This is a genomic window from Microbacterium sp. Y355 (assembly GCF_059445345.1).
The window spans coordinates 1,418,920-1,432,945 of sequence record NZ_JCAIUD010000001.1; the positions used below are offsets into that span (position 1 = coordinate 1,418,920).

A 14,026-nucleotide genomic window follows, 5' to 3' on the forward strand; every position below is an offset into this window, starting at 1 on the left:
TGATTTGCTATAGGTTGTGAACAACAACAATTTACCTACGCGACGCCGCGTCGCAAGAAGGAGCCGTCATGGTCACCCCCACCCGCGAAGACAAGTTCTCCTTCGGTCTCTGGACCGTCGGTTACAACGGCACCGACCCGTTCGGCGGACCGACGCGCCCGGCACTCGATGTCGTGCACGCGGTCGAGAAGCTCGCTGAACTCGGCGCCTACGGTCTCACGTTCCACGATGACGATCTGTTCGCATTCGGTTCGACCGATGCTGAGCGTCAGACCCAGATCGACCGTCTCAAGGGCGCCCTGGCCGACACCGGCCTCATCGTCCCGATGGTTACTACCAACCTCTTCAGCGCACCGGTCTTCAAAGACGGCGGCTTCACCTCGAATGACCGCGATGTCCGCCGCTTTGCACTGCGCAAGGTGTTCCGTCAGCTCGACCTCGGCGCCGAGCTGGGTGCAAAGACGTTCGTGATGTGGGGTGGCCGCGAGGGCGCAGAGTACGACTCCGCCAAGGACGTCCGTCAGGCACTCGAGCGCTACCGCGAGGCCGTCGACCTGCTCGGCGACTATGTCACCGACAAGGGTTACGACATCCGCTTCGCGATCGAGCCCAAGCCGAACGAGCCGCGCGGCGACATCCTGCTGCCGACCCTCGGCCACGCAATCGCGTTCATTGATTCGCTTGCACGCCCCGAGCTCGTAGGTGTCAACCCCGAGGTCGGCCACGAGCAGATGGCAGGCTTGAACTTCACGGCCGGCATCGCCCAGGCGCTGTTCCACGGCAAGCTCTTCCACATCGACCTCAACGGTCAGCGCGGAATCAAGTACGACCAGGACCTCGTGTTCGGCCACGGCGATCTGCACAACGCGTTCTCGCTGGTCGACCTGCTGGAGAACGGCGGAGTCGGTGGCGTGCCCGCATACGACGGCCCTCGCCACTTCGACTACAAGCCCTCGCGCACCGAAGACGAGACCGGTGTCTGGGACTCGGCCGCGGCGAACATGCGCACCTACCTGCTCCTCAAGGAGCGTGCTGCCGCATTCCGCGCAGACCCCGAGGTGCAGGAGGCCCTGGCTGCGGCTAAGGTCGCCGAGCTCTCCACGCCGACGCTGAACCCGGGCGAGTCCTACGACGACTTCCTGGCGGACCGCTCTGCATACGAGGACTTCGACGCTGACGCCTACCTCGGTGGCAAGGGCTTCGGCTTCGTTCGCCTGCAGCAGCTCGCTACCGAGCACCTGCTCGGCGCACGCTGATCGTGACGCTGGTTGCCGGCGTCGATTCCTCGACGCAAAGCTGCAAGGTCGTCATCCGCGATGTCGACTCCGGTGCTGTCATCCGCTCCGGCCGTGCCGGGCACCCGGACGGCACCGAAGTCGACCCAGCCGCCTGGTGGGACGCGCTGCAGAGCGCGATCGCGAATGCCGGCGGGCTTGACGACGTCGCGGCCGTCGGCGTCGGTGGCCAGCAACACGGGCTGGTGGCGCTCGACGCCACCGGCCACGTCATCCGTCCGTCCCTGCTATGGAATGACACGCGCTCCGCGGATGCCGCAGCTGCGTTGACTGCCGAGATCGGCGCGGAGGAATACGCCCGTCGCACAGGTCTTGTGCCAGTTGCATCGTTCACGGCGAGCAAGGTGCGCTGGGTAGCCGATGCGGAACCTGCGAACGCAGCCCGCATCGCCGCTATCGCACTCCCCCATGACTGGCTGACCTGGCGTCTGCGCGGCTACGGTCCTGCAGAGGATTCGCCGCTCGGCCCGGTCCTCGAAGAGCTCATCACAGATCGATCGGATGCCAGCGGAACGGCATACTTCGATCCGGCACGAAACGAGTACGACCGGGAGCTGCTTTCGATCGCCCTACGTCGCGATGCTGCTGACGTCGTGCTCCCCCGCGTGCTCGGCCCGTCCGAGCACGTGCTCGGACAGAACGGAATCCTTGTCACCGGCGGTGCCGGAGACAATGCTGCCGCGGCCCTCGGGATGGGTGCGGGCAGTGGCGACATCGGCGTCTCGATCGGCACCAGTGGAACCGTCTTCGCCGTGACCGACGTCGCGGTTGCCGATCCGAGCGGAACTGTCGCCGGTTTCGCCGATGCCACCGGGAGATTCCTTCCGCTGGTTGCGACGCTGAACGCAGCGCGCGTGCTGGATGCCACGGCGGCTTTGCTCGGAGTAGACCACGACGAGTTCGCCCGACTCGCGCTCTCGGCAGAACCCGGTGCCGGCGGACTCGTGCTGCAGCCCTGGTTCGAGGGCGAGCGCACGCCGAACCTGCCGGATGCCACTGCCACCCTGTTCGGCATGACGCTGGGATCCACCAGCCGTGAGAACCTCGCGCGTGCGGCGATCGAGGGCCTGCTGTGCGGTCTGGCTGATGGCCTCGACCGCATCCGCAGCCACGGCGTCAGCGTCGATCGCATTCTGCTTGTCGGCGGAGCGGCGCAGAACGAGGCGGTCGCGCGAATCGCCGCTCAGGTGTTCGATGCTCCTGTGGTGGTGCCAGCCCCCGGAGAATATGTCGCCATGGGCGCCGCAGTTCAGGCCGCGTGGGGTCTGCGTGGCACGGCTCCGGCATGGCCGGTCGAGATCACCGGGCGCTTCGAGGCCGACGAGCAGCCCGTCATCCGAGCCCAGTACGCGGCCCGCCTCCCCTGACCACTCGCCCGCCCGTCGCTGACACAAGTCACCCCGTTTCGTACCGGGTCAGCGACGGGTGGGTGAGCTCACCTGCTCGCCACAGTGCTGGTCATTTCAGCAGCGGAAGTGGCGAACTCATAGGATCTGGCACCACACTGGAGTCATGACCTTCGCCGCACTTCAGTCACTTGCCGATCGCGTCGCACTCTTCGCCGCCCTTCGCCAGGAGGCACTCACCGCCGCCGTCGACCAGCTCGGCGAACACCGCTGGGATGCTGACATCGCCGCGGGCACGCTCAGCTTCAGCTCGACTGCGAACCCCGAGCAGCAGCTGGTCACGACACCGCACCTGATCGCGACCATCGCACCAGGACCGCGCTCGCTGCTGTGGGCATGGGCGCACCCCCAGGGCGACACTGACGGCATTGCCGCACAGCTGCGCGACTACGGCACGCAGTACGGCATCGCAGAGCTGTCCCAGCCCGAGATCGCGTTCCCGGACGATACCGGTGACGACCTTGACGAGTGGATCGCACAGGCCGCACACCAGATCGGCGCGGTCGCCGTCGAGATCACAGGACGCTCGCCGTACTACTCGGCTCCGATCGAAGGCGGCACTCGTGCGATCTTCGTTCTCGATGCCCCGATTGCACCGCTGACAGTGCAGGATGCTGTCATCACCGCACCTCGCCTGCTGGCCGATCTCAACCTCAGTGACGCACGCTCGTCGGTGTGGGACGCGGCTCGCCTGGCCGGTTGGGGCATGAAGTGGACCGATGACGCCTTCTCCGGAGCGATCGTGACTGACGCAACCGGCGAAGCAACCTTCCATTTCGATGAGCAGGCACGCGTCGCCGGCATCGAGAGCAGGCTCGGCGCCTGATCTGCTCCCGCCTCCGTAATCGAGGCGTGCGCTCCCGTCATCGCTATGAAAGGCTGTGCACATGACGAAGTGGCTCGTACGTGCTGTCTCCCTTTACGTGTTCAATGTGGCGGTGCTGCTGCTGATCGGACTGCTCATGCGGAGCGTCGAGGTCGGCTGGAACGCGCTGTGGGCATCCGTCATCTTGACCTTGGCCACGCTGGCCCTCAAACCGGTGCTGCTGAAGTTCTTCCGTGGCACGGCCGCGAAGTCGACTGGTTCGAGGACAAAGGTCGGCGAAAAGGTCGTCCAGTACGGCCTGGTCTTCGTCGTAGAGCTCATCGTCTGGGTGCTGACCGTGATCCTCAGCGGTGTGAACGTGAGCGGCTGGTTCTGGGGCTACGTGCTTCCGCCGGTGTATCTGCTCATTGCCTGGGTGATCTACGACCAGATCGATGATCGGATCGAGGCGAAGACCGGTCAAGTGATTGGATCGGCGCAGGCGAAGATGACCGGCCGCCGTTCGGCCGGCTCCGCGCCCGCCGAGTCCAGCGCTGGCACCGGCTCCGGCCCCACAACCGCAACCGCCGCCGGTCGGGATGAGCTCCGAGACGGGCTCACCTCCGAACAGCGGCGGATGCTGGACGAGCTGTAGCTCGAACCTGCTTAGCTTCAACCGACGAGTCGCTCCGCGGCCTCGACGACGTTCGTCATCAACAATGCGACCGTCATCGGTCCGACCCCGCCGGGGTTCGGTGATACGAAGCCCGCTACGTCGGCGACGTCAGGGTGCACGTCTCCGTAGACCTTCGACTTGCCGGTCTCCTGGTCGATCTCGCGTGTGACGCCGACATCGAGCACCGCAGCGCCGGGCTTGACGTCTTCGGCGCGGATGAGGTGCTTGACCCCTGCCGCGGCGACGATGACATCGGCATCCCGCAGGTACTTCGACATGTCGACCGTGCCGGTGTGCGTGAGCGTCACCGTCGCGTTGAGGTCACGGCGGGTCAGCAGCAGCCCGATCGAGCGGCCGATTGTGACACCGCGCCCGACGACAACCACATGCTTGCCCTTGAGGTCGTAGTCGTTGCGCAGCAACAGCTCGATGACTCCCCGCGGCGTACACGGCAGCGGCGTGTGGATCGGCGCATTGACGTTCAGCACCAGTCGACCGAGGTTGGTCGGGTGCAGGCCGTCGGCATCCTTGTTCGGGTCGATCCGTTCGAGGATTGCATCCGTGTCGATGTGCTTCGGCAGCGGCAACTGCACGATGTATCCGTGGCAGCTGTCGTCGGCGTTGAGTTCGTCGATCAGCGCTTCGACCTGCTCCTGCGTGGCATCCGCCGGCAGTTCGCGTTGGATCGAGTTCATCCCGACCGCCTCGGACTGCCGGTGCTTCATGCCCACGTAGAGCTGGGATGCAGGATCAGCACCCACAAGCACGGTGGCGATGCCGGGGATGATCCCCCGGGCGCGCAGCGCCGCGACACGTTCGGTCAACTCCGCCTTGATGGCCGCCGACGCGACCTTCCCATCGAGTACTACAGCGGTCACTGCTGAAGGCCCGGGTAGAGCGGGAACGCACCGGCGAGGGCGTCAACACGTGCCTTGAGCGACGCGACATCTGCACCGGGCAACAGGGCCAGGGCGATGATGTCGGCGACCTCGGTGAACTCGGCGTCTCCGAAGCCGCGCGTGGCCAGAGCCGAGGTGCCGATGCGCAGCCCAGAGGTGACCATCGGCGGGCGAGGGTCGTTCGGGACGGCGTTGCGGTTCACCGTGATGTGAATGTCGTGCAACAGGTCTTCTGCCTGCTTGCCGTCGATCGCCGCGTCACGCAGGTCAACGAGCACGAGGTGCACGTCGGTGCCGCCGGAGCGAACCTTGATCTGAGCATCCGCAACGTCCTGCTGGTTGAGACGCTCCGCGAGGATCTGCGCGCCGCTGATGGTGCGCACCTGGCGGTCTTTGAACTCCGGGGTGGCGGCAAGCTTGAACGCGGTCGCCTTGGCGGCGATCACGTGCATGAGCGGGCCACCCTGCTGGCCGGGGAATACGGCAGAGTTGATCTTCTTGGCGAGATCGGCGTCATTGGTAAGGATGAAGCCGGAGCGCGGGCCGCCGATGGTCTTGTGCACGGTCGAGGAGACGACGTGCGCGTGCGGCACGGGGTTCGGGTGCACGCCTGCTGCGACGAGTCCGGCGAAGTGCGCCATGTCGACCCAGAGGAGGGCCCCGACCTCATCAGCGATCTCACGGAACTTCGCGAAGTCGAGGTGGCGGGGGTATGCCGACCAGCCGGCGACGATGACCTTCGGCTTGTGCTCGATGGCGAGGCGACGCACCTCGTCCATGTCGACGAGCGAGGTCTCGGGGTTCACGCCGTAGGCGACGATGTTGTACAGGCGACCGGAGAAGTTGATCTTCATGCCGTGCGTGAGGTGTCCGCCGTGGTCAAGCGACAGTCCCAACAGGGTGTCGCCGGGGCGGGCGATGGCGTGCAGCACTGCCGCGTTGGCAGTGGCACCGGAGTGAGGCTGGACGTTGGCGAACTCAGAGCCGAACAGGGACTTGACCCGCTCGATGGCAAGAGACTCGGCGACGTCGACTTCTTCGCAGCCACCGTAGTAGCGGCGACCGGGGTAACCCTCGGCGTACTTGTTCGTGAGCACTGAGCCCTGCGACTGCAGCACCGAAACGGGCACGAAGTTCTCGGAGGCGATCATCTCGAGGTACGTGCGCTGGCGGTTCAACTCCCGGTCAAGAACCTGGGCGATCTCAGGATCAACCTCGGACAGCGGGGCGTTGAAATACTGATCGGTCATATCGACTTCTTTCGTTGCGGAATAGGTGTCATCGGCCCAGGCGCGCGGTCGAATTTCCGTAACAGTCGCTCCCCGGTGGTGACCCACCCAGACGCCAGTCGCGACCGTTCGAGCATAGCGGAACTCGCCACGCCCAGAGTAGTCGTGACACCTGGCCACCCGCACACCCAGAGGGTAGGTTTTGTTCATGGTCCTTCCCCTTGTTCCGCTTCCCTCTTCTTTCGCAGAATCTCCCGGCGCGTTCCGGCTTAGCTCGAGCACGCGCATCGTCGTGGAGAACGAAGCAGATGCCGCGGCATCCGTTCTCGCGAACGTGATCGCCGAGCGCACGGGGCTCCACATTGGCATCACCCTAGAGCCGGCCGCGACGGGTGATATCGTCCTGCGTCGCACTGCTCGCCAGGGCGAGCACTACACGTTGGTGATCGGCAATAGCGTACGGATCGAGGGGGCAGAGGCTGGCCTCTTCTACGGCATCCAGACTCTGCGTCAGATTCTCACCAAGGATGACAACGGCTGGATACTCCCCCGAGTAGAGGTCGACGACGCCCCGCGTTTCGCATATCGCGGCGTAATGCTCGATGTCGCGCGCACCTTCTTCGGCGTCGACACAGTCAAGGCGTTCATCGACCGGGCGGCATCTCTCAAGTTCAACCGCCTGCACCTGCACCTGACCGATGACCAGGGCTGGCGTCTGCAGATCGACAGTCGTCCGTTGCTGACCGAGCGCAGTTCGACGACGGCGGTGCTCGGCCGTCCGGGCGGTTTCTATACGAAGGACGACTTCCGCGAGATCGTGCAGTACGCCGCGGCGCACCACATGGTCGTGGTGCCCGAGATCGATCTACCCGGCCACACGCATGCGATCGGCCTCGCATATCCCGAGATCGTGGAACCGCCGGTCATGAACGACAACCTGCTGACACAGTCGACGGAACTCGGCCAACCACTCCCCGAAGCTGGCGAGCCGTATCTCGGCTGGGGCGTCGGGCACTCCTCGGTGAAGATTCACGACGAGGCCACCTGGGAGTTCCTACGCGATGTCCTCACCGAAGTCGCTGAACTCACCCTCGGCCCGTACCTGCACATCGGTGGAGATGAAGCGCTCGGCACACCACAGGCCGACTTCGATGCGTTCATCGAGCGCGTCACCGCGTTGACCGTCGAGCTGGGCAAGACCCCGGTCACGTGGCACGAGGCTGGCTCCGCACAGGTCGCCGAGGGCACGGTCGGGCAGTACTGGAGCAGTACCACCCCCGATGATTCGCATGCCGCGGCAGCACGCCGCTTCGTCGAACGTGGAGGCTCGGTCATCATGTCGCCATCTACCACCGCGTACCTCGACCAGAAGTACGACGCCGACTTCCCGCTGGGCCTGGATTGGGCAGCTGTCATCAACCTGGAGACCGCGTACGGCTGGGAACCGACCACGATTGTTGATGGTCTGCCTCCCGGGGCGATTCTCGGCGTCGAGGCGCCGCTGTGGTCTGAGACGCTGGCGACCCTCGACGACATCGACCAACTCGTCTTTCCCCGTGCCGCCGCCATCGCCGAGGTCGCCTGGTCACAGGCCGGCGACCGCGACTGGTCCTCATTCCGCGAGCGCGTCGGGAGGTTGGGAGCAGTCTGGGATGCCGCAGGATGGGGAGGCCACCGTCCTACCGAGATCGCCTGGAGCAACTGATGACCGCGACCCTGATCCACTCTGCCCGCCTCATCACCGATGGCGTAGAGACCCCCGATTCCTGGGTGCGTTTCGAAGATGGCCGTGTGACCGCGACCGGTACGGGCACCGATTGGGCGGATGCCGACACGGTGATCGACGCGACCTCCGTCGCGGGCCCCGGTGCGATCCTCACGCCTGGATTCGTCGACATCCACGTCCACGGTGGCGCCGGAGCATCCTACGGTGACGGCGTCGATGCGATCCGGACCGCCCGCGATCTGCACCGTGCGCACGGCACGACCCGTGGGGTCGTCTCGCTGGTGACAGCGCCGCTGGATGATCTCGCGCGGCGCGTAGGAGAGATCGCCGACCTCATGCAGACGGATGCGGACATCCTCGGGTCGCACCTGGAGGGTCCGTTCCTCGATCCTGCACACCACGGGGCTCACGAGCCCTCGTTGCTGCGCGATCCGGTTGCCGCCGACGTGCAGCGACTCCTCGACGCGGGGCGCGGCACAATCCGGCAGGTGACGATCGCTCCTGAGCTTCCCGGCGGCATCGAAGCCATCAGATTGATCGTCGCGGCAGGTTCCGTTGCGGCTGTCGGCCACACCAGTGCAGATGCAGCGCAGGCTGTCGCAGCGTTCGAAGCCGGTGCGACGATCCTCACTCATGCGTTCAACGCCATGCCCGGCATTCATCACCGTGCTCCCGGCCCAGTGCTGGCCGCAGCCGCCGATCATCGGATCGTGCTGGAAGCGATCGCGGACAACGTGCACCTCGACCCGCACGTGATCAAGCTGATCTTCGATTCTGCTCCCGGCCGGGTCGCGCTGGTGACGGATGCCATGGCTGCGGCTGGCAGCACCGATGGAAGTTACGACCTGGGCACCGTCAAGGTAACGGTGAAGGATGGCGTTGCGCGCGCCGACGATACCGGTTCGATCGCCGGTTCCACGCTGACGCAGGATGTCGCGCTGCAGCGCGCCGTCCAAGCCGGTGCCTCACTCGTTGAGGCAGTGCGCGCGCTGACAGAGACGCCCGCTGCGGCGATCGGCTTCGGCAGCCAGCTCGGGCGACTTGCACCCGGATACTTGGGCGATGCTGTGCTGCTCGATGAGAAGCTGCAGGTCGCGCACGTACAGACAGGCGGACCACTGGGTTGAATCTCATGTGGGCCCGAGGGCCGGATCGGGCCGCCGACCCCAGCGGCGGCCCTGTCCCCCGACATAAGAGCGGGTGGACCCGAGAACTCCTCCCCCGAGGTGCTCGAATCCACCCGACCAGTACATTTCCCGCACTGGTGCCGAACTCCGCCCCCCGGTGGAGTTCTGATGGCTTTCTCTATTGATGAGACGACGACTTGGTGGATTCATTACGTGAAACGCGAGATTTCTTTTCCGGAGTTGTCCCGGAGTTATCAACAGGGGTGGTCAGACTGGGAATTAAGGGAGAGAATGGCCCAGTCGCGTGAAGATCGAACTGTTCACGCGTCTCTTCTTGTGAGAGCACAACCCGCTCCCACGACCGATGGATGACAGTGCAGAACGACGAGACCTCCGAGACAAACGCGGCAGCCGATGCCGACCTGATCCTTCGCACCCGCTCGGGCGACGGGGACGCGTTCGGTGAACTCTGGCGACGCCACTACCACTCGGGGATGACGGTTGCCCGTTCTGTCACATCGAGCATCGACCCTGACGATCTCGTGCAGGAGTCGTACACGCGCATTTATCAGGCGATCCTCAAGGGCGGCGGGCCCAACGGTTCGTTCCGCGCGTACCTTTTCACGAGCATCCGCAACACCGCTGCTGCGTGGGGACGCGCGCGTCGCGACACGACGATCGACGAACTGGATGCCGTTCCGGATCCCGACACCACTGAGCAGGCAACCAACGACGCCCTCGACCGCGGACTGACCGCACAGGCGTTCCGCAGCCTTCCCACTCGCTGGCAGGAGGTGCTCTGGTACACCGAGATCGAGCAGATGAAGCCTGCCGAGGTCGCTCCCCTGCTGGGAATGAAGTCCGGTGGAGTCTCGCAGCTCGCATTCCGTGCCCGTGAGGGTCTGCGTGAGGCCTGGATTCAGGCCCACCTGCGCAGTGCCGAGTCCGGTTCAGAGTGCCACTGGACCATCGAGCACCTCGGAGCTCATGCACGCGGCAACCTGAGCGCGCGCGATCAGCAACGCCTCGATCTGCACATCGAAGACTGTGCCCGATGCATGATCGTCGCTGCTGAGGCGCACGATGTGTCCAACCGCCTTGCGCTCGTGTTGCTTCCGCTCGTGCTCGGTGTCGCCGGGGCGGCCGGTTACACCGCGATGCTTCAGGGCGGCGGAGCCCCGATCGTGGCACTGGCGGCCATGCCGTCGGCCGTGATGGGCGGCGCAGTCACCGTTGGCGGCACGAGCACCGTTGGCGGCGCTACCACCAGCGGAAGCACCGTCGCAGGCAGCAATGTAATCGGCGGCAACAGTGGGTCGGCCGGGGGTGCCGGATCCACTGTGGTTACTGCGGGCGGAGCCGGAGCATCCGGCGGGGTCATGACCGGACTCGGTGCCCTAGTTGGCGTCGGATCTGTTGCGCTTGTCATCGCAGGAGTTGTGGCCGCCGCGGCGATCGTGCCCGGCCTTATCTCTGCAAGCCCCGTGACGTCGATGCCGAGTGCAGCAGACGCCAACGACTCGTCGATCAGCTCAGAGGTCACGCCCGACGGTGCACTCGATGCCGACGAGAAGTTCGTCCTCGAAGTCGCTGAGGATGCCCCGAAGACAACGCCCAAGACGGATGCTCCTGACACCCCCGACACGCCTTCGACGCAGCCCGTGACTCCGTCGGCGCCCGCTGACGGTCGCGATGGCGGCGACGGGGGCAATACCGTCCCTCCCAGCGAGCCCGAAGAGCCTGCGGCGCCAGAGATTCCGGTGGTGCCGACGCCCGAGCCTGATCCGACGTCCGAGCCGGAGCCGGAGCAGCCCGCGGATCCAGCACCAGAGCCTGAGCAGCCTGCGGTGCCGGAGCCCGAGCCAACGCAGCCCCCGGTACCAGAGCCTGAACAGCCAGCCGTGCCGGAGCCAACACCAACTCCGGCGCCCGAGCCGTCACCGAGCCCTAAGCCGACCCCTGCTCCGACACAGCCCGCACCGACGGAAACACAACCGCCGACAGTACCGACTCCCGGCCCGCCGTCTACCACCCCGCCCGGCGACGGCGAAACAACCGACCCAGGCGACGGCGAAACAACCGACCCAGGCGACGGCGAAACAACCGACCCAGGCGACGGCGACGGCGAAACAACCGACCCAGGCGACGGCGACGGCGAAACAACCGACCCGACCGAGTCGGTCACGATCGTCAGCGTTTCGCCTTCTTACGGCTGGCCGACAACACGCGTTTCCATCGGAATCACAGGCGTCCGCGGAGCCACCGTGCAGGTGCTCATTAACGACAGCCAGTCGAGTGAGGGGCCGATAGTCCTCGACGCAGACGGTAGTGGCGTCATCTACCTGGACGTGAGGTGGGAGCTGATTTTTGAAAACGCCACCGTGACGATCCAATACCTCATCGATGACGTCGCGGAGTTCCCGTTGGATACCACCCTGTGGGACCTAGACGTCGACGAGAATGTACAGAATCCTGCTGATGGCGAGGATCCAGAACGACCACCCGCCGACGAGGCAGCCGTAGACGAAACTGTCGTAGACGAAACCGTCGTAGACGAAACCGTCGTCGACGAAACCGTCGTCGACGACCCTGCTGCCACCGAACCGGAGATCGACGACCCCGCAATCGAAGACCCCGCAATCGAAGACCCTCTCACGACCGAGGCCACACCTCCCGCCGAATAGACTGGGAGCATGCCCGAAGCCCCCGACGCAGTCCCCGGTGTCAACCGTCCGACTCTTGTTCCGCTCGACATCATCCGGGCGGTCGTCCTGATCGTCGCGATCGCATCTCTGTCGCTGTGGGGCTTCACCATGTGGATGTTTCCTTGGAACATCGTCCTCGGCATCGGTGCACCGCTGATCGTCCTGCTCATCTGGGCGCTCTTCCTCTCCCCTCGCCCTGTGCTGCGGCTGCATCCGTTCGTGCGGGCCGCCGTCGAGCTGCTGATCTACGTGGGTGTGACCCTCGCCTGGTGGTCGATGGATCAGGCCTGGATCGGCCTCGGCTTCGCCGTCGTCGCCGTCACCGCTGGTCTCTTTGCCGGTCGGAGAAACCTGCAGTGACCGTCGCAGCGGCCCTGCGGGACGCTCTCGGTGACATCGTCGATATCACCGAAGGATCGCTTGAGGCCGCACGAGCGGATCGCTCAGGACACTCTTCTGTGGGCCGTCCACTTGCTGTCGTGCACGCCGAAACGGTCGCGCACGTGCAGCAGACAATGCGCATCGCCACGGCATCCCACACTCCCGTCGTGGTGCGCGGTGCCGGCACCGGGCTCGCAGGCGGGGCCAATGCCGGCCCCGGCGAAATCGTCTTGTCGACGCTGCGCATGAACCGCGTGCTCGAGGTGCGTCCAGACGACCTTTTCGCGGTCGTCGAACCGGGCATCCTGAACGCCGAGCTGAACGGCTTGCTCGCCGAGCAAGGCCTGTGGTGGCCGCCCGACCCCGCCAGTCGCGACATCTCCACCATCGGCGGAAACATCGCCACCGGTGCAGGCGGATTGCTGTGCGCCAAGTACGGAGTCGTGCGAGACGCCGTCTTGGCGATCGACATCGTGCTCGCCGACGGACGACTCATGCACCTCGGTCATCGCAGCGTCAAAGGCGTCACCGGGCTGGATCTCACCTCGCTCGTGATCGGTTCGGAGGGCACACTCGGTGTGGTCGTCGGAGCCACGCTGAAGCTTCGACGCATCATCGAGGGCGAGATCTGCACCATCACTGCCCTGTTTCCCAGCGTGCGCGCTGCGGCATCCGGATCTGTGGCGGTGACGGCATCCGGTGGGCAGCCCGCGATCATGGAGCTGATCGACGCGACCTGCCTCGCAGCGGTGCACGCTTTCCTGAAGCTGCCCGCGCCCACGGCCGGGGCATCCCAATTGACGATCCAGACGGATGGCCCCGCCGCCAAGGCGGAGGCAGACCAGATCGCTGCAGTGCTCCGCGACAATGGTGGCGACGTGACGCTGACCTACGACAGGGAAGAGGGCGAGCGACTTCTTGCGATCCGCCGTTCGATACACCCCACATTGGCTGCCCTCGGCACCACGCTGATCGAGGACGTCTCCGTTCCTCGAAGCGCCCTGCCAGCGATGTTCGACGAGATCGCCCATCTCGAGAAACAGTACGGTCTCACGATCCCGACAGTCGCGCACGCCGGCGACGGAAATCTGCACCCGAACTTCATATTCGAGGGCGAAGAGGTTCCTGACGACGTGTGGGAAGCCGCGGACGGCCTTTTCCGCGCCGCCATTCGTCTCGGTGGCACATTGACCGGTGAGCACGGCATCGGCGTGCTGAAGAGCCGCTGGCTCGCCGCGGAACTCGGCGACGACCAGTGGGAGCTGCAGCGACAGATTAAGCGCGTGTTCGATCCGCTCGGCATCCTCAACCCCGGAAAGGTGTTCGACCGTGCCTGACATCCATGTGAGCGCCGCCATCATCCACGACGCCGAGGGTCGCGTGCTCGTCGTGCGCAAGCAGGGCACCACCGCATTCATGCAGCCGGGCGGCAAGCCAGAGGCCGGCGAGAACGCCGCCGAAACTCTCGCTCGCGAGCTCGATGAAGAGCTCGGCCTCAAAGTCGATGAAGGCGCGCTGCGCCCGCTGGGCAGATTCATCTCCGCCGCAGCGAACGAACCTGGTCACCGAGTGGTGGCCGATGCCTTCGCCCTCACGATCAACGCGGATGCCGTCGCCGTGCAGGCCGAGATCGCCGAGCTGCGTTGGATCACGCCGGCAGACATCGGCACGCTGGAACTGGCCCCGCTCAGCGTGGAGCATCTGCTCCCGCTCGCCTGGCCCTCCAACACGTAGCGCGTGGCTGGTTGTGGCTCAAGAATCGCGAGAATTCGAGCCA

The 14,026-nt window shown here is 65.4% G+C and carries 12 protein-coding genes and 1 riboswitch; of the genes, 10 read left to right on the plus strand and 2 right to left on the minus strand.

Annotation, left to right across the window (positions count from 1 at the left end; genetic code table 11):
• The first annotated feature begins 68 nt into the window (after positions 1–68).
• The 4 genes from xylA to AC1C2O_RS06945 all read left to right on the plus strand — a co-directional run bounded on the left by xylA (position 69) and on the right by AC1C2O_RS06945 (position 4,161).
• Positions 69–1,256 carry a xylose isomerase gene (gene xylA, locus AC1C2O_RS06930; protein ID WP_495429694.1) on the plus strand — a complete coding sequence of 396 codons (1,188 nt, stop codon included), beginning with the start codon at positions 69–71 and terminating at the stop codon, positions 1,254–1,256.
• Between the two features lie 2 nt (positions 1,257–1,258).
• The gene (gene xylB, locus AC1C2O_RS06935; protein ID WP_495429695.1) at positions 1,259–2,662 is read left to right on the plus strand and encodes a xylulokinase; all 1,404 of its coding nucleotides are present in this window, start codon (positions 1,259–1,261) and stop codon (positions 2,660–2,662) included.
• A 145-nt stretch (positions 2,663–2,807) separates the two neighbouring features.
• On the plus strand, positions 2,808–3,527 hold the full coding sequence (locus AC1C2O_RS06940; protein WP_495429696.1) for a DUF6882 domain-containing protein: 720 nt from the start codon (positions 2,808–2,810) through the stop codon (positions 3,525–3,527).
• A 61-nt stretch (positions 3,528–3,588) separates the two neighbouring features.
• Complete coding sequence (locus tag AC1C2O_RS06945; RefSeq protein ID WP_495429697.1) at positions 3,589–4,161, plus strand: SND2/TMEM208 family protein; 573 nt, start codon at positions 3,589–3,591, stop codon at positions 4,159–4,161.
• Positions 4,162–4,178: 17 nt separating this feature from the next.
• On the opposite strand, the gene AC1C2O_RS06950 is transcribed toward AC1C2O_RS06945, so the two are convergent.
• Together AC1C2O_RS06950 and glyA are read right to left on the minus strand one after the other, a co-directional pair.
• A complete protein-coding gene (locus AC1C2O_RS06950; RefSeq protein ID WP_495429698.1) occupies positions 4,179–5,060 on the minus strand; it encodes a bifunctional methylenetetrahydrofolate dehydrogenase/methenyltetrahydrofolate cyclohydrolase in 882 nt (293 codons plus the stop codon).
• Complete coding sequence (gene glyA, locus AC1C2O_RS06955; protein WP_495429699.1) at positions 5,057–6,331, minus strand: serine hydroxymethyltransferase; 1,275 nt, start codon at positions 6,329–6,331, stop codon at positions 5,057–5,059. Before glyA ends, AC1C2O_RS06950 begins: the two co-directional genes overlap by 4 nt.
• Before the next feature lie 27 nt (positions 6,332–6,358).
• Positions 6,359–6,443, minus strand: a riboswitch (ZMP/ZTP riboswitch).
• Between the two features lie 75 nt (positions 6,444–6,518).
• On the opposite strand from glyA, the gene AC1C2O_RS06960 reads away from it, so the two are divergent.
• The 6 genes from AC1C2O_RS06960 (at position 6,519) to AC1C2O_RS06985 (ending at position 13,983) form a co-directional block, all read left to right on the plus strand.
• Positions 6,519–8,015, plus strand: coding sequence for a beta-N-acetylhexosaminidase (locus AC1C2O_RS06960; RefSeq protein WP_495429700.1), 1,497 nt, complete (start codon positions 6,519–6,521; stop codon positions 8,013–8,015).
• Positions 8,015–9,163 (plus strand): N-acetylglucosamine-6-phosphate deacetylase, encoded by a 1,149-nt coding sequence (nagA, locus tag AC1C2O_RS06965; protein ID WP_495429701.1) that lies wholly within the window; start codon positions 8,015–8,017, stop codon positions 9,161–9,163. The genes AC1C2O_RS06960 and nagA overlap by 1 nt, the downstream gene beginning before the upstream one ends.
• 368 nt (positions 9,164–9,531) lie before the next feature.
• A complete protein-coding gene (locus tag AC1C2O_RS06970) occupies positions 9,532–11,847 on the plus strand; it encodes a sigma-70 family RNA polymerase sigma factor (RefSeq protein ID WP_495429702.1) in 2,316 nt (771 codons plus the stop codon).
• A 9-nt stretch (positions 11,848–11,856) separates the two neighbouring features.
• Positions 11,857–12,228, plus strand: a complete 372-nt coding sequence (locus tag AC1C2O_RS06975) for a YrdB family protein (RefSeq protein ID WP_495429703.1) — start codon at positions 11,857–11,859, stop codon at positions 12,226–12,228.
• Positions 12,225–13,586 (plus strand): FAD-binding oxidoreductase, encoded by a 1,362-nt coding sequence (locus AC1C2O_RS06980; protein ID WP_495429704.1) that lies wholly within the window; start codon positions 12,225–12,227, stop codon positions 13,584–13,586. Before AC1C2O_RS06975 ends, AC1C2O_RS06980 begins: the two co-directional genes overlap by 4 nt.
• The gene (locus tag AC1C2O_RS06985) at positions 13,579–13,983 is read left to right on the plus strand and encodes an NUDIX hydrolase (RefSeq protein WP_495429705.1); all 405 of its coding nucleotides are present in this window, start codon (positions 13,579–13,581) and stop codon (positions 13,981–13,983) included. The genes AC1C2O_RS06980 and AC1C2O_RS06985 overlap by 8 nt, the downstream gene beginning before the upstream one ends.
• The last annotated feature ends 43 nt before the right edge of the window (positions 13,984–14,026 follow it).